Source organism: Clostridium polyendosporum, from assembly GCF_018332455.1.
Classification (GTDB): domain Bacteria; phylum Bacillota; class Clostridia; order Clostridiales; family Clostridiaceae; genus Clostridium_AY; species Clostridium_AY polyendosporum.
The window spans coordinates 1-16,584 of record NZ_BOPZ01000027.1; the positions used below are offsets into that span (position 1 = coordinate 1).

Genomic DNA, 16,584 nt, shown 5'->3' on the forward strand with positions numbered 1-16,584 from the left:
CTTTTCTTTCTCGTATCATTTGAATAACTCCTATGAAATAAAATTCTATACTTTTAATTTTACTTCATAATTCAGTAAAAACAAAGACTGCTGACACTTTGTCAGCAGTCTGAAGGAGTATATTATACATGTATAATATACTCCTTCTTTATATATTCTGTTAATAAATTTGTTTATAACTTTTAGTTCATAAAATAAGAATATTACTAAATAACTTTTTAACATTATTTAACTTAGCCTATAACTTCATATCTTTCTTTAATAAGTGATTCTATAGCATTATCTATATCCTTATTTTTAACAAGAATGTAATCTGTATCATAGGTGGAAATAGCAAATATACTTATTCCATTCTGTGCTAGTATTTTACTAATTGAAGCAAGAATTCCTATTAGAGAAAAGTCTAATGGTCCTTGAATCTCTAGAATTCTCCAATCTTTTTCGTACTTTATATCATCAGGAATATTATCTTGAGAGCATACGATTGATAATTCATCTGATGTTCTTGTTATAGAGAAAAAGTCACTATTTTTTGCCCATTCAGGAATTAATTCAGTTTTATCTAATCTACAAACTCCATATCTTTCTTTTAATAATTTCATTGTTAATATTTTTTCTGACATATTTTATTTTCATCCTTTCTTTTTATAAATACTACGCTAATCGTTTTCTAAATGATAATATTTCTTGGCATAATTCTAAAATAAGTAAAAATAAAGCCAATAGAAATATTATTAAAATATCTCCCAGGCTTTTATCCTTCCGTGTACACAGTTAACCGTGCGTTTTCTCTCGGACCTGCCAGTTATAAACTGCGGAACCCTAGAAAACTATATAGATTTTTCAGTTATTTATAAGTTACAACTTATAAATCAATTTTAGCATAAGACAATATTCAAATAAACTTTATATATTTTTTCCTTCGCACTTAAATACAAGTTAGATTTTTTATCTTTTACATTTTCCATACTTTCACCCTATACTTCTTATATCGTAATTATTATTATTTATATGATTAATTTTTATTAATAAAAATAAGGAAGCCTTTATTTAGCTTCCTTTCACACATAAAAGAGTATCTATAATACATCTCCTTAAAGTTTCTAAAGACAATATATAACTATGGAACCCAAAACTTCGCAACATAAGAAAGATGTGAATTAAACACAACTACACGTTATATTCATTATCTTAGCAAAGGCATACTTCCCGTTAGCTTGTTGACTTTTTTCTTATCACCGCAGATAGTAAGACCAAAATAGGTGTGTTCTGCTTCTGATATGGTTGATGCTTTCTGTAAATATTCGTTGTAAATATTGCAACTTTGTGCAACATTAGAAAAGTCAATTACAATCATATCATTATAATAAGAAGTGTATAGTTTTTCTCTTAATTCTCTAAGGGTTTCCTTGTTTCCTTTTAGGATTGGCACAGGTATTGCACTAATACCTAAATGGCTTTGTCCCAAAGCATCAGTAACATCTTTGCTCACCAATTCGGGGGTATGCTTTCCTAACGTAATACCCAATATTGCGACGGTATTTGCAAGGATTCCTAAAGGAAGATTTTCATCTATGACTATAGCATTTTGTATCTTGTTCTAATATCATTTATTTTTTTCCTCAATTTTATAACTTGTTTTCCCTCTGAAATAAAAAGCCCTACTAATGTAAGAATGATTCCTACAATTGCAATTCCTGTTATATTTTCGTGTAACAAAACAGCAGACGCACCAACTGTAATTACAGGCACCATATAAATATATACACTTGTCTTTACAGCTCCCAAAATCTTGACAGACCAATTCCAAGTGACAAAGCATAATGCAGAAGCACCGAAACCTAAATATAAAATATTCATCAGGTATGACAGGTTGGTAAATCTATCTAAGCGTAGCTTAAAATTAAACATAAATATGGCGGGAATCATAAAAAATAATCCATAAAAAAACACTTTGCGGGTACACCCGATGGTATTATATTGAAATCCGCTAATTTTTCTCATAAGGACAGAATAAACAGCCCATACAATTGCAGCAAGCACCGCTAATATATCACCTAAAGGATTTAATTTTAAAATAAAATTTTCATTAAATCCAATTAGGATAATACCTATTATGGCCACTGTAAACCCAATGAAAAAGCGTAACCTTAGCTTTTCACAGTGTAGAAACAGATGCGCAAAAATGGCCGTAAAAAATGGGGCGATTGAAATAATGACACCTACATTAGACGCAAGTGTATAAGTTAAAGAAATGTTTTCCATAAGAAAGTATAAAGTTACTCCAAATAGTCCAGCTGCTACGAAATATATTTCTTGTTTGAGATTTAACATTTTGATGTGGTGCGGATATACCAGTAGTAATGTGATATAACCAATTATAAATCGAAAAAATAGTATTTCAATCGGCGTGAAATCTTTTAATAATACTTTAGTGGAAACAAAAGTTGTTCCCCAAATCAAAATTGTGATAACTACCGACAAATGTCCAGCGATAGTTTTTTTGTCAGTCATCTTCTTTCCTCCTACATCCGTCAATAAAAATATTCATATATTGCTTTGGTGTCAGTCCAATCAGTTTTTTAAAAAAGTTTGTAAAATGGCTTTGATCTGTAAAACCTGTTTGCAATGCGACATCTATTGGAGCAATCCCCTGCTCCAAAAATTTCTTCGCCTTACCAATACGAATTGTTTCAAGATAGCTGTATGGTGATATTCCCTTTTGTTTGGTAAAAGAGTGTACCAAATAATATTTATTTAATCCTATTAAAGCACTTAGGTCATTTAGTGTAATATTTTTCATGTAGTTGTTTTCCAAAAAATCACACACTGTCTTGATTTCTGTATTGGGTTCTTGTGCAGCGACTGCAGGAACAGCATCAGAATATTCAGCTATCAATTGTTCAATTATGAATAAAAAGAGTTCCTCTTTTTTGAAATCTTTTTCCTCCTGCATTACCATAACATGTAACTCGCGCAAAGAAGATACAAGTTCGTTATGAAACAAGACAGGTTCTGTAAAATAAGGAAGATAATCCCTGCCCGTTATTTCAAGTGCAACTTTTCTCATCACATCCCGCTGAATGTTGATGCATCGGTAATCAAGTGTTCTGCCGTCAATTTGTTCACAGGTATGGTTGTCACTAGGATTAAATAGGATTAAATCACCCGTTTCAATTGTATATTCCTTATTTTTGCAAGATAGATGCCGCCTCCCACTTTCAATAAAGCCAACCACATAATACTCATGAAAATGGTTTGGAAACTTCTGCATAATCCCTTTGAAATTATAGGCTTCTATATTCAACTCTGCATCAAAACAAACAGTTCGAGTTTCGTTTGGCATTTATTCTCCTCCTTTCTTTCTATCTGTTTTTAAGGGTAACATAAATAATTAAATAGTTCTTGTATGATGTTGTCTAAATTCAATTTTCAGTTTAAAAAAGGTAACAATTAGGCTACCTTTTTTATACATCAAATATAAATAACCTTTGCTTCGCATTATTATACAAGTATGAACTTAATACCTTATAAATTAATTCTAAAATTATTCCTTATATTCATATTATAGTAATCAACTGCACATTGAAACTTACAATACTAATCAGTCTATCATCATAAAAATAAAAAACTCTGGACCTTAAAGGTTACCAGAGCACAATTTACTACTATTAATATTCGTGAACTTTTCAAATTTATTTTTTTAAATCTTCCTTTATTCTTTCCTCTGAATAATTTTCTCTCTTTATATTATTTAATCCTAAATTAACAGAACCATAAGCTAATATGCTATCTATCTGCTTATCTATTTCATATTGCTGTTCATTAAGTTTTTTTACATGTTTTCCTAGTTCTCTATCTATGTCTGTCTCTTTATCCATCATAATGATACCTCACACAAAATTGCTGTATTTAATTTTCATATATAATTTGCCCTAATATATGTCTAAAAATACATATAACTTTAATATTATACCTTTTACTCCCGTTATTGTGTTATTTTTAATTTCTATTAATGCTATGGATATCAATAGTTTGAAAGCATATAAAGTATTAATTTCTATTATTGAATTATATACTAATTATATGGATAATGGGAAATTATCAAATATTCAGGATACCTACGCTTAATAATAATAATAATATGAACTAAAAGTTATAAATATTTTACCGTCTCTATTTAATATTTAAGACTCTTTTCTAGCATATAATTTTCTTCGAACCATCCTACTATGTTATTTATTGCACCTACATCATTCTTGTCTTTCAGTATAAAACTTCTTACATCTCCATCAATCACACTTATATCTACTGCTATAAATTCTTTGTCCTCTCCAACTATTATCATTCCTTCTTTGTCACTATTTTTAGTTCTAAACATCATACTTTTTGTATTAAAATTGCTTTCAATAGGTCTTATTCCATCACATTCAACCCAAGTTCCTATTTTGCCCTTTATTAAATCTAATATCTCCTCAAAATCTTTAGGATTAAAACTATTCATTTTGAATAAACTCCTCTCTTTTATTATGATAATGCGTTTAAAAAGTTTATCCATTTACTTATAACTTTATTCTTTTTATTGGTTTTACGTATCATTTAATCACTTAATAAAAAAATTCTTAATTTGAATTATTTTAAAAATCCAATGCTCATTTATGAGTAACTTACTTAAGATAAATAACTGCAGTTAAGTGGCAACAAATCAATAAAGGCAAGAAACCTTATATTATCTAAGGTTTCTTGCCTTTTTAATATTGGGAATACTATAAATGTCTTGGACAATTACTTCCATTAGTAAACCACCTGCATGGCTTACATCCTAAACATTTTACAATAGCCTTCCCTTCCTTTGCATGATTTGCAAAGTTATAATCTGCAAGTTGGGCTTTGCCTATAGCAACGAAATCTACTAGGTTATTACTAATCAAATAATTGGCGTCCTCTGGTGTCTTAATTGAGTTTACTGCAATTACCGGAATAGTTAAATGCTCTCTTATTTTAGTTGCACCATATACAATCCAATTACCTGGAAAACCCTCTGGTACTTCTTCGTTGATTGGCGTACTATCAAAACCTGTAGAGATATGAATATAATCCATCCCTAGAATTTCAAATCTTTTAGCCATGTCAATGCTGCTTTTTAAGTCATTCTCATTACAACCCATTCGAATACCAACAATTAAAGATTCATTAACTTTTTGTTTAATTCCTTCGAAAATCTCTGTTGTAAATCTCAATCTATTATCAAAATTTCCACCATATTCATCTGTTCGATTATTTATTTTAGCAGAAAAGAACTGCGTCATAAGATATGAATGGGCTCCATGAAGCTCAACTCCATCAAAGCCAGCTTTTTCTGCTCTAACAGCAGCATTAATGAAATCCTGCTGCAGTGCATAGAGTTCATCCCTTGTCATAGCCCTAGCTGATATATCGCCGTTATTATAATCAGAGGAAGTTATAGTATCTTCATTAATAGACTTAGGAGTTCGAAGTCCTGCATGATGAAGTTGTATAATAACCTTTGCTCCATGCTTATGACAAACCTTAGCTATTTTACTTAGACCATCTATATAATCATCGGACCAAATTCCCAATTGGTCTGCGGATAATCTTCCATTTTCATTAACACATGTTGCCTCCACAATAATTAGGCCTGTCCCACCCTTTGCTATTGCCTCGTAGTGATTTATATTCTTCTCAGATACAAAACCATTCTTGTCTGCAAATTTAAAACAAACCATCGGTGGTAAAATGATTCTATTCTTTATTTCTAAATCTTTAATTTTTTGTGGTGTAAAAAGTGCATTTGTCATTTTCATTACCTCTCATTTAACTATAAAAGATTCTTATGCTGTAATTACGATAAAACTCTATTAATTTATTCAAAATATAAAATATATTTATATATATTTATATTCCATCTGCTTCTTAGATATTTTTAAACTCTTTCATATAAATTTACTTCTAAACCTTTTTCCTGAAATTCTCCAAGTTTAGGTATAATTCTAGTAAAATGGGCACTATTATTGTGTAATTCTATTGCCTCTTTGTTTTCCCATTTCTCAATAAAGGTTAACACATTTCTATCATTTAAATCTTGATTTAAACTATATGATATGCAACCTACTTCCTTTCTACTCTCATTAACAAGGTCTTTTGCTAAAGCTTTAAACTCTTCTACCTTGCCTTCCTTTACTACACATTTTGCAACTATGGTAATCATTTTTACATCATCCCTCTTTCCACAATCCCCTTTAGTTTTATTTCTATAAGAGTAATTATTTTAATTTATATATTTTACCTAATTTACCAGTATAATCATTTGACCATCTACATATTAAATTTGGCCCTGTAACCAATGGTCTTGCTAATAAAAAGTTATAATTACACTATATAACATTTATTTTCCAATAGCCAGTACGCACATTTAGGTAAGTTACTTACATTAATGTAAGTGTAGACTCTTAAATCACTTAAAAATGGTAATTTAGAACAAACTAATAAAAAAGCCTAGAGGTCATCCTAGACTTTTTCGTGAAAAACAATTTTAATCATGATCAGAATAAATTATAATTGCCTAAATTAATAAAAATCCTAAAATATAGAGACATATCTTAGAATTAATTTCTTTAAAAACCTTCTTTAAGCATGGATATTAGCTTATTAGAAATCATTTTGTTTTCTTCTATAGCTTTTACTATACCCTCAATATTATAATCAACTTTTATTATCTCACTATAAACTTTCTCATCTTTAACATCAACTGTAATGTATGTAGCTTGTGGAGCTCCATTTTTAGGTTTACCAACAGAACCCGCATTAATAAAATGTTTTTTGTTAATAGTTAAGTTATAGGGTATATGTGTATGACCGCAAATTAATATATCTTCATCTATCGATTTTGATAAGTTATATAAGTTTTCTTTATCCTCATATAGATACTCATCTATTTCCCTATGACTTCCATGTACTACAAGTATCTTTAGCCCATTACAATGAAAACTAATTTTAGTTGGTAGACCCTTTAGATACACTCTATTCTCATCACTGATAACCAAATTAGTGAATATTGAAGATGCATTACCTTGAATCTTTTCTTCAGACATGTCAATTATATCTTTTTCTTGTAATGGATTAGATTCTGCAATATACTTATCATGATTTCCTTGAACTGAAATCACTCTATACTTCTTTATAAGCTGAATCACTTCATTTGGAAAAGGTAAATACCCTACTAAATCCCCTGTCGAAACTATAAAATCAACATTTTTAGTATCAATATCCTCCAAAACACTTTCTAATGCATATTTATTGCTATGAATATCTCCTATGACAGCAAATCTCATGGTTTTCCCTCCTAACACTTAGCCATTAAAATTACATACTCCACCACGAATTCTTAAAAGAGTGGTGGAGTATAGTAACTAACTTAGTAGTTCACTTAGTTTTTCACCCTTAACCTCTTCTGCTTTCCAATCAATAATGGCAAAATTCCCATTGGATATTTCATTAACCTTGTTAATCCACTGAATTTCATTACTAGCTTTAGCTTTTAATACTTCATTGCTTGTATTTGTAGTATACATACTAGAGTTAATGACCCACCATTTACTGTGAATACCAGCTCTTTTCAAATCTTCTTGTAATCTTAAAGCTTCATGAACTGGTGTAGTCTCAGCTAGGGTTACTATAATTACCTCTGTATCATCTTCATTTCTAAGCTTTGGAAGTAGCTTTTTAACAGACTCTGGTATATCCCCTTGAGAACGCTGAATTTCTCTATGATAACTCTCAGTAGAATCCAGTAGCAATAAAGTATGTCCTGTTGGAGCTGTATCAATGACAACTACTTCATTTTCTGACCTTTCAACAATCTGTGCAAAAGCTCTAAATACAGCTATTTCTTGAGTACATGGCGATCTTAAATCTTCTTCAACATAAGCAATGTCTTCTTCGCTCATAGTTTCTCTAGCTTTACCTAGCACTTCTTCTCTGTATTTTGCTAATTTTTCTTTCTCATCTATACTGCTAAGAGTGATACCAGAGCTTTCATCTAAAACAAACTTTAAATGAGCTGCTGGATCTGTAGTAGTAAGGTGAACCTTTTTACCTTTTTTAGCTAATCCCAAAGCAATAGCAGCGGCAATAGTTGTTTTTCCTACTCCACCCTTACCCATTGTAAAAATAACCTTCTTATCACTATTATACAAATCTTCAATTACAGCTTTTAACTTAGGGATTTCATTAACTTCTAACTTTTCGTCGCTATACTTTATATTATCATCCTTCAAAAATGCTCTTACATTTTCAAGACCTGTTATATTATACGGTCTTAATGGTATTTCAAAGGTTATTAAGTTTTTTAAATATTGTGGCATTTCTTTAAGTGCTTTTTGTTGTTTTTCATATAAAGCAGTAGATACTTCATCATCATGATTTTGCAGCACGCCATTAATAACAAGAATTTGATTATTAACTCCTATATCCTGCAATTCAAGAGATGCCCTTTCAGCTTCTTTTAGTGGTGATACTTCTGGTCTAGATACTAAAATAAGTGTTGTCATATTCTTATCAGCTAAGGTTTTTACAGCATTTTTATAGACTTCCTTTTTACTTTCCAGTCCAGATAATTGTCCAAGACATGACGCTCCATGAGTGCTTTCACTAATGAAGTTACTCCAAGCTGAAGGTAACTGCAGCATTCTTAATGTATGCCCTGTAGGAGCTGTATCAAATATTACATGGTCAAAATCTTTTTGAACCTTATCATCAGTAATAAAGTTAGAAAATTCATTAAAGGCAGCTATTTCAACAGTACATGAACCTGAAAGTTGTTCTTCCATATTTTTAATGACTACCTCTGGAAGTTTTCCTCTAAAAGGACCAACTACACTTTCCTTGTACTCATTGGCTGCCTGTTCTGGATCAAAGTTTGCAACTACAAGATTTGGAACATCCTCTATTTGAACCCCTTTATTATTAAGCTCCGTATTAAATACATCCTGCAAGTTTGAAGCCGGATCTGTACTAACAAGCATTATTCTTTTTCCTTGGTCTGCTAAAGTCATAGCAGTAGCACAAGCTGTTGAAGTTTTACCAACTCCACCTTTGCCAGTAAAAAATAAATATTTAGTTAATTCAATATCATTAGGATTAAACTTATTAATCATAGCTATTTTCCCTTTCTTTTTTAGCAGCAACCACCTTTGCAACCACAACCTTTAGATTTGATTTTGATTGTAGCTTTAATATAGCTTTCTGGCACTTCTAACAACTTACAAAACTCTTCGTTAGTTGGGTATGCTTTAGTTTTAACTACTTCACCATCCACAATAATTACTGGTAGAATATCCACTCCATCAGTATTTAATAATTGATTAACAAGCTTATTATCTACAAAGGCTTGTGGACTACTAGTTAAATTGTATCTTTCAACAGTAATTCCTTTGTTCTTTAGATTATTTAATATAGTTGACACTCTTAGTAGCTCGGGATCAACACCTGGGCCACAAACTCCAGTAGAACAACACATAGCTGGATCAAATATAATCATCTTTTTCATAAATTCCATCTCCTTATTTACATTCGCATTTAGATTTATCTTTGCAGATACAATCATCAGTATCTGTTACAAGATTCATAATAAATAATATTAATTTATTACAGTTAGAACTATTGAGAGAATAGTAACTCCACAATCCATCTTTTCTACAGTCTACTATTCCGCATTCCATTAACACCTTCATGTGATGAGAAAGCGTCGGTTGAGTAAAGTCAAAATGGTCTAAAATATCACAGGCACACTTTTCTCCACAGGATAAAATATCGATTATTTTTAATCTATTTCCATCAGAAAGTGCTTTGATAATTTTTGCATTATCATCATAATTTAAATCCACTTAATTACCTCCTATATAGATAATTATCTATATATAATATAGACGTTTATCTACCTACTGTCAACATACTACTTATCCATTAATATAAAATTAAAACTAATATATATTGTTATCTATATAATTCTATATTATGCAAGTAATTTATTAGTGTTAATAAAAAGAACCGATCGTGATAAACATATGACCTAATGAAAATCAATATGAAATTATTGCTTACTAAACTAATCGGCTCATTGATTGAATATTCAGAAAATACTTGACATTTTTCTATTGTAGTAATAAAATTATTTTAAAATATAATTCTATAAAGGCTTTGAAGAGGAGGAGTATATATATCTTTGAAATAAAGAGAGGGAATGATGGTGGAAATCTCCCATGATAGATATATAGAAGGTAGCCTTGGAGCTGTGAATCGAAATCTTTAGAGAGTAGAATTTGACGGAATCCTACCGTTAAAAGGGAAGTAGTATCGGCGTATATGCCCGTACTATGTTTAGAGTGTGTACATTTGTACAAAAAAAGGTGGTATCGCGGAGTTTTACCCTTCGTCCTTAATATAGGACGAAGGGTTTTTATATTTATTTTGTTTAATACAGTTTATTAAGTTAACTAAAGATACACAACTTTAATCCTTAAATAATTAACAAAAATAGTTTCGACATGTAATGCTTTTTCTAGGATATACAAGTTCAATCCTTAACGAATTTTAGGAAATAGTCTCGGCATTCAATACTTTTCCTAAAATTCTTAATTTAATATGAACTTTTATATCATTAATTATAAATTCAGTTATGAAGTTGCGTATCTATAGCTTTAGCCAGATTTCACTTTGTGAAATGATAGCAAATTAAACAATATTTAAAATAAAGGAGGATTTTATATGAGGTTAAGTGGGGCTGATATAACTATTAAATTACTTGAAAGGCAAGGTGTTGAAGTAATTGCAGGAATTCCAGGAGGTTCAAATCTTCCACTATATGATTCACTGTATAAAAGTAGTATTAAACATATTTTAACAAGGCATGAACAAGGGGCTGCATTTATTGCTCAAGGAATAGCACGTTCTACTGGTAGTGCAGCTGTTTGCTTTGCAACATCTGGACCAGGTGCAACAAATCTATTAACAGCCATTGCAGATGCAAAATTAGATTCTGTTCCTATTATTGCGATAACTGGTCAAGTTCCCTCTTCCCTTATAGGGACGGATGCTTTTCAAGAAGTAGATACCTATGGGTTAACCATACCAATTACAAAACATAATTTTTTTATTCACTCTGTAGATGAATTATTTCGAATTATTCCAGAGGCATTTAAAGTTGCTACAAGTGGACGCCCAGGTCCAGTAGTAATAGATATTCCCAAAGACATACAGATGGAAGAATTTGAATTTGATAATTGGCCAATAATTGAAGCAGAAAATGTTATCAATGAGTTTGATGAACAATTAATTGAACAAGCTGCCGAAATGATTAATAAATCTGAAAAACCTCTACTTTATATTGGTGGTGGAATTATAAGTTCAAATGCAAGTAATATACTTGGTGAATTTGCAAGAAAAAATAGTATACCAGTAACTACAACATTAATGGCTTTAGGAAGTTTTCCAGAAGATGATTCTTTATATCTAGGTATGCTAGGTATGCATGGAGCGAGATATACTAATATATTATTTAGCGAAGCAGACTTGATTTTAGCTTTAGGAGTAAGATTTGATGATAGAGCCACCGGAAATGTAGCTAAATTTTGTCCTAATGCAAAAATAATTCATATAGATATAGATAAAGCTGAAATTGACAAAATTAAAAAATCATATCTATCAATTCAAGGAGATATTTGTTCAATATTAGATAAAATGATTACTCTAATAAATGACGACAAGAGAGCTCATTGGATCAGTGAAGTGGAGAAGAAAAAGCAGGAGAATCCTTTCTTATTACCTAACAGCTCAGATTGTTTTCATCCTATAAATATAATTAAAAATGTAAGTAAATTAGTTAATAAAGATACAATTATTACTACAGATGTAGGGCAACATCAAATGTGGACTGCTCAAGTTTACCCTTTTAAGTTTCCAAGAACCTTTTTAACATCAGGCGGTCTTGGAACTATGGGGTTTGGTTTACCAGCAGCTATTGGAGCAGCTATTGCAAACCCTAATAAGAAAATTGTATGTTTTTCAGGAGATGGTTCATTCTTAATGAATATTCAAGAACTAGCAACACTTGCTGATTTGGACCTAGATGTAAAAGTAATAATACTAAATAATGGTCATTTAGGTCTTGTAAGACAGCAGCAGGAAATATTGTATAACGAGCATTATATTGCATCAAAATTTATAACCAATCCTGATTTTTCAGTTATTAGTCAAGGATTTGGTATTGAATCATACAGTCTAGAAAAAAATACTAATCCAGCAAAATTACTTTATGCAGCATTAAACACAAAAGGACCTTGTGTTATAAACGTACCAATTAATAGTTGCGAGAATGTTTTACCAATAGTACCACCTGGTTGTGGTAACCTTGAAATGATAGGTGGTGAATAGTATGAACAAGAACAATAACTTTATTATTAAATTAATAGTAAATAATCATCCAGGTGTTATGTCACATATTACAGGGCTTTTTTCCAGAAGAGCATTTAATCTAGATGGAATATTGTGCACAAGAATAGGAAGCGGAAAAACTAGCGTAATGTATTTACTTGTTAAAGATGATGAACGTTTAGAACAAATCATAAAACAAGTAGAAAAATTGTATGATGTTTTAGACGTTTCACTGCATACTGAAGATGAGTGTACTATCTTTAATAATTTATATATAGATAACGGAAATTAATTAAATATTACCATTTTTATATTGAGAGTTGATCAGCATTAACAGGCTTATATTTTTATAGATCGTTTTTTTCTACCATAGACTTTAATAAGTTATACCAATTGTTTATAAAAAATAAAAAAAGAGATGAATATTTTTTATTCATCTCTAAATTAAGCTGCAGTTTTTAACTCCTTAACTACAGATTCAGCCTTAAGATAGAGTAGGCAACATAATTACTGAACTTATATGCAAAGGCAGAATGAAGCATACAGATTTAGAAAGACTCTTTAAAGATAGGATTGAGGATGAATCTATCCTTTGTACTGACTCGCATAAGAGTTATATTCAGTTCGTTCAAAATTTAGGTATCGAACTACAACAGATTAAGCGTGGGAAGCACAAGGAAGGCATATATCATATACAACATATAAATGCCTTTCACAGCAAACTAAAAGAATGGATGTATAAATTTCATGGAGTTGCTACAAAGTATCTTGCTAATTATATGTACTGGTTTAAATAGTTACAGTTCTTTAATACAGAAAAGGATACCATAAAAAGTACGCATTTATTAATTCAGTCACACACATCTCACTCCGATACGAAGTTAAAGAATTTTAGTATAAGAAAACCAATTTATATATAATAATGTTAAGTATTGGATTTTGAGTTGATATTCTATATAATAAAAAATGACACAATTATAATTTTTGTGAAGATACTTATTATATTGATATAAGGTGGCGAATAAAATGATAGATTTATTTAGAGCATTTGCTACAAAGGAAGATTTTTTTTATGATGGTGCATTTATTGCTAAAGTAAAATATCAACGGTTTCAATCAAAATTAGATAAAGAAACTTATAAAAATGAAGTTGTAAAAAGTAATGGAAGACTTTGTATAATCAACTGTAATGGATATGTTAACAATGAAATTGCAGAAACATTAACAGTCTATTTAATGATGAATGTAACAGTTAAAGAATCTGTTCAAACAAAAACTATTAAAGATAATGGGACTTTATGGCGTAATTTCTCAAAAGAAGAAATTGCAGATTTTAGTCATCTAACAGGAGATACAAATTCTATTCATCTTACGGAAAATCCCGTTGTACAAGGATTGTTTATCCTGAAAGAACTTTGTGATACAACTCAAACTAATGAAATAGAAGTAAAATATATTCATCCTGTTTATGGATGTAATCCAGTTTGTGTAAAATATGAAGGAAATCTTATCAAGGGTTTTAGTAATGGTATATTATGCTTTCAAGCAACTCTGTTTTAAAATATTTTTAAGTTTACATTTTTATAAAATGTGAATTAAGGGAAGTGCAAAATCGCTTCCCTCGAGAATTACTATATTATCAACACTATTCATTAACATAGTCTAAATTTAAAAGTGAATTTGCACTCTCTATAATAGTTTCTTCTTCATTAAAAGCAGGTGCTATTATTAAAATAGAAGGCAAAATACCCTTTTTACTAATCTCTCTTAGAAAAGTTGCAATATCTAACATTTCATAAAAACAAAAGCAGAAGTTTTAATACAAACTTCTACTTTCCAAATACTCATATATTTAGTTGTTTTCCTAATTATATATATCAGAAAACTCTATTTTAATTCTTTCCACCTTATCTTCACTTGTATAAATATTAAGGTCATTAGAGTTTTCATCCTCATGTGTCAATCTTACAGGAATCTCTATTCTAAACTCACTTCCTTTACCCGGAATACTTTCTAATTCAATAGTTCCATCATGTAAAGCTACTAATTCCTTAACTAATGAAAGACCTATGCCGCTTCCTTCTCTATTTCTAGATAAAGACTTATCCACTTGAACGAACTTTTCAAATACTGAAGGTTGCTTCTCAACAGGTATTCCTACTCCAGTATCTTTAACAGATATAACTATGCTATTCACCTTATCATATATACTAACTTCTATACTTCCACCACTAGGGGTGAATTTTATAGAGTTTGATAGTAGATTAAGTATTATTCTTTCCATGGCATCTGGATCAAAAGCCATGATTTTTTCTTCTATTTCTGTATCAAATATAATAGAAATACCTTTATTTTCAACATAATTAACAACTGATAATACAATATTTTCCACTACATTTACTATATCCTTATTCGAAAGCTGAGTAAAAAAATGTCCAGCATCAATCTTTGTTATGTCAATAAGATTCCCTATGATTCTAAGAAGCCTATAGCAGTTTTGTCTCATTATACTTATATAATTTTCTACACTTTTTTGTTCTTCGTTAAATGCACTAGTTTTCAATTCTATAATTTGAAGAGCACTAAAAATTAAATTTAATGGTGTTCTCAGTTCATGAGAAATATTAGAGAAGAAATTAGTTTTTAACTTATCATAATGCATCATTTCTTGAATAAGCTTTGCATTTTCTTCATTGTTCTTATGATCTGTTATATCAAGTCCAAATAAAACTAATCCTCTACGGGTTCCATCATCATTAAATAGAGGTATTCTTAATGTATCATAAAATTTATTAATGTTCTCTTTTTTATCTAGTATAACTTCTTCATTTCTATACATAGTACCTGTGTTCCATGCTTCTTCATCTTTATTTATCCAATTTGCTAGTACATACTTTTCATGAATTGATAAATTAATTAATTCATCAAGATTTTTATTTTCAAAATCTTTTTCACTAATATTTAATAAGCTTAACACTGTACTATTTGCCCTAAGAAATTTGCCCTCAGGACTTCTCATGTAGATTATATTAGGAGTGGAATCCATTACTGTATATAACAAATTCTCACTATCAAATAATAATCTTTCAGCAAGTCTACGTCTATATATATTCGTAATGACAAAAGCTAGTGCTAATATACTAATAAATATAATACCTGTTATTAAATATAAAACTTGGGTTTTAGATATATTATAAGATTTAGAAGGTTGATTGACTATCTGTGACCCTTTAGGCAAAGTTTTTAAATCAATATGAAATTGTTTTAGCTTATCATAATTAAATACATAGTTATGAGCCGAATCTTCAATAACCGGAATATCCGATGGTTTCTCACCATCTAATATTCTTAAAGCCAATTTACCTACTTCTTTTCCTAAATCAGTACCATATGTAATCACCCCTCCAACACTTCCATTTTTAAGTTGGCTATGTGATTTAGAGTATACAGGTATATTCACATCCTTAAATAAAATCTCTGCAGCTTTTGTTATTGATATATTTTTACCAGCATCATCTTTAAATTGTGCATCTAAATAAATAATAGTATCTTTAGGTAAATTACTTATTTTATTTTTAACTTTTGTAATATTCTCTTCATCTGAAAATAAAAAATTAACTTTATCCTTATATAAAGGTATTAAATCTTCTATTGAATTTTTATAACTTATTCCCATTGATGTATTATCTGTAACTACAAATATTTGTTTAGTATTAGGATGAAACTTTAAAGCAATATCAATAGTCTTTTGAATATCTGAACTTTTTACTAACCCTGTAAAAAGCGGGTGTTCGCTAATAATAGACTCATTAAAGTTATATACACCGCTAAATACAACAGGGGTATTAGGAAATAACTTATCTCCATACTTTAGCAAAAAATTAAATGCATTATCATCTAAACCAATTATGACATCAAATTTATTATTTAAAAAACTATGTTTATACAACTCATAATATTGTGACCAAGATCTTTCTCCTAAACCCATATACTCCATTTTTACATTTATATTTTTTTACTATCTACAAACTGTGAATTTATTGAAGATATAATTTGATCAGTCCATTTCCTTGATTCATTTCCAGATAAAATAGTACTTTCATTTCCGTAGGAACTTAAAATTAGCACATTTTT

The 16,584-nt window shown here is 29.8% G+C and carries 18 protein-coding genes, 1 riboswitch and 1 other annotated feature; of the genes, 4 read left to right on the forward strand and 14 right to left on the reverse strand.

Annotation, left to right across the window (positions count from 1 at the left end; all coding sequences use genetic code 11):
- Window positions 1–233: 233 nt before the first annotated feature.
- The 12 genes from CPJCM30710_RS13780 to CPJCM30710_RS13835 form a co-directional block, all read right to left on the reverse strand.
- Window positions 234–623, reverse strand: a complete 390-nt coding sequence (locus CPJCM30710_RS13780) for an ACT domain-containing protein (RefSeq protein ID WP_212904753.1) — start codon at window positions 621–623, stop codon at window positions 234–236.
- A 118-nt stretch (window positions 624–741) separates the two neighbouring features.
- Window positions 742–837, reverse strand: a riboswitch (guanidine-I (ykkC/yxkD leader).
- A 349-nt stretch (window positions 838–1,186) separates the two neighbouring features.
- Window positions 1,187–1,528 (reverse strand): DUF2000 domain-containing protein, encoded by a 342-nt coding sequence (locus tag CPJCM30710_RS13785; protein WP_407644999.1) that lies wholly within the window; start codon window positions 1,526–1,528, stop codon window positions 1,187–1,189.
- Between the two features lie 50 nt (window positions 1,529–1,578).
- Window positions 1,579–2,514: a DMT family transporter gene (locus CPJCM30710_RS13790; protein ID WP_212904754.1), complete on the reverse strand. Its 936-nt coding sequence runs from the start codon at window positions 2,512–2,514 to the stop codon at window positions 1,579–1,581.
- Window positions 2,507–3,346 carry an AraC family ligand binding domain-containing protein gene (locus CPJCM30710_RS13795; RefSeq protein WP_212904755.1) on the reverse strand — a complete coding sequence of 280 codons (840 nt, stop codon included), beginning with the start codon at window positions 3,344–3,346 and terminating at the stop codon, window positions 2,507–2,509. The genes CPJCM30710_RS13790 and CPJCM30710_RS13795 overlap by 8 nt, the downstream gene beginning before the upstream one ends.
- A gap of 349 nt (window positions 3,347–3,695) precedes the next feature.
- Window positions 3,696–3,884 (reverse strand): hypothetical protein, encoded by a 189-nt coding sequence (locus CPJCM30710_RS13800; protein WP_212904756.1) that lies wholly within the window; start codon window positions 3,882–3,884, stop codon window positions 3,696–3,698.
- Window positions 3,885–4,180: 296 nt separating this feature from the next.
- Window positions 4,181–4,504, reverse strand: a complete 324-nt coding sequence (locus CPJCM30710_RS13805; RefSeq protein ID WP_212904757.1) for a hypothetical protein — start codon at window positions 4,502–4,504, stop codon at window positions 4,181–4,183.
- Between the two features lie 262 nt (window positions 4,505–4,766).
- A complete protein-coding gene (locus tag CPJCM30710_RS13810; protein WP_212904758.1) occupies window positions 4,767–5,819 on the reverse strand; it encodes an NADH:flavin oxidoreductase in 1,053 nt (350 codons plus the stop codon).
- Window positions 5,820–5,944: 125 nt separating this feature from the next.
- Window positions 5,945–6,229 carry a putative quinol monooxygenase gene (locus CPJCM30710_RS13815; protein ID WP_212904759.1) on the reverse strand — a complete coding sequence of 95 codons (285 nt, stop codon included), beginning with the start codon at window positions 6,227–6,229 and terminating at the stop codon, window positions 5,945–5,947.
- A gap of 406 nt (window positions 6,230–6,635) precedes the next feature.
- Window positions 6,636–7,352 carry a metallophosphoesterase family protein gene (locus CPJCM30710_RS13820; RefSeq protein WP_212904760.1) on the reverse strand — a complete coding sequence of 239 codons (717 nt, stop codon included), beginning with the start codon at window positions 7,350–7,352 and terminating at the stop codon, window positions 6,636–6,638.
- Window positions 7,353–7,430: 78 nt separating this feature from the next.
- Window positions 7,431–9,176, reverse strand: coding sequence for an arsenical pump-driving ATPase (arsA, locus tag CPJCM30710_RS13825; protein ID WP_212904761.1), 1,746 nt, complete (start codon window positions 9,174–9,176; stop codon window positions 7,431–7,433).
- Between the two features lie 20 nt (window positions 9,177–9,196).
- Window positions 9,197–9,568: an arsenite efflux transporter metallochaperone ArsD gene (gene arsD, locus CPJCM30710_RS13830; protein WP_212904762.1), complete on the reverse strand. Its 372-nt coding sequence runs from the start codon at window positions 9,566–9,568 to the stop codon at window positions 9,197–9,199.
- A gap of 13 nt (window positions 9,569–9,581) precedes the next feature.
- A complete protein-coding gene (locus CPJCM30710_RS13835; protein ID WP_212904763.1) occupies window positions 9,582–9,905 on the reverse strand; it encodes an ArsR/SmtB family transcription factor in 324 nt (107 codons plus the stop codon).
- Window positions 9,906–10,209: 304 nt separating this feature from the next.
- Window positions 10,210–10,461 (forward strand) — a binding site (T-box leader).
- Between the two features lie 324 nt (window positions 10,462–10,785).
- Here CPJCM30710_RS13835 and ilvB point away from each other — a divergent pair.
- The 4 genes from ilvB to CPJCM30710_RS13855 all read left to right on the forward strand — a co-directional run bounded on the left by ilvB (window position 10,786) and on the right by CPJCM30710_RS13855 (window position 14,010).
- The gene (ilvB, locus tag CPJCM30710_RS13840) at window positions 10,786–12,450 is read left to right on the forward strand and encodes a biosynthetic-type acetolactate synthase large subunit (protein WP_212904764.1); all 1,665 of its coding nucleotides are present in this window, start codon (window positions 10,786–10,788) and stop codon (window positions 12,448–12,450) included.
- A 1-nt stretch (window position 12,451) separates the two neighbouring features.
- A complete protein-coding gene (gene ilvN / locus CPJCM30710_RS13845) occupies window positions 12,452–12,742 on the forward strand; it encodes an acetolactate synthase small subunit (RefSeq protein ID WP_212904765.1) in 291 nt (96 codons plus the stop codon).
- 211 nt (window positions 12,743–12,953) lie between these two features.
- Window positions 12,954–13,247, forward strand: a complete 294-nt coding sequence (locus tag CPJCM30710_RS18260; RefSeq protein WP_407645000.1) for an IS1595 family transposase — start codon at window positions 12,954–12,956, stop codon at window positions 13,245–13,247.
- Window positions 13,248–13,476: 229 nt separating this feature from the next.
- The gene (locus tag CPJCM30710_RS13855; protein ID WP_212904767.1) at window positions 13,477–14,010 is read left to right on the forward strand and encodes a MaoC family dehydratase; all 534 of its coding nucleotides are present in this window, start codon (window positions 13,477–13,479) and stop codon (window positions 14,008–14,010) included.
- 304 nt (window positions 14,011–14,314) lie between these two features.
- Here the strand turns inward: CPJCM30710_RS13855 and CPJCM30710_RS13860 are convergent, their stop codons facing one another.
- Window positions 14,315–16,438, reverse strand: coding sequence for a sensor histidine kinase (locus CPJCM30710_RS13860; protein ID WP_212904768.1), 2,124 nt, complete (start codon window positions 16,436–16,438; stop codon window positions 14,315–14,317).
- A gap of 17 nt (window positions 16,439–16,455) precedes the next feature.
- Window positions 16,456–16,578 (reverse strand): hypothetical protein, encoded by a 123-nt coding sequence (locus CPJCM30710_RS18110; protein ID WP_281413990.1) that lies wholly within the window; start codon window positions 16,576–16,578, stop codon window positions 16,456–16,458.
- Window positions 16,579–16,584 lie beyond the last annotated feature (6 nt).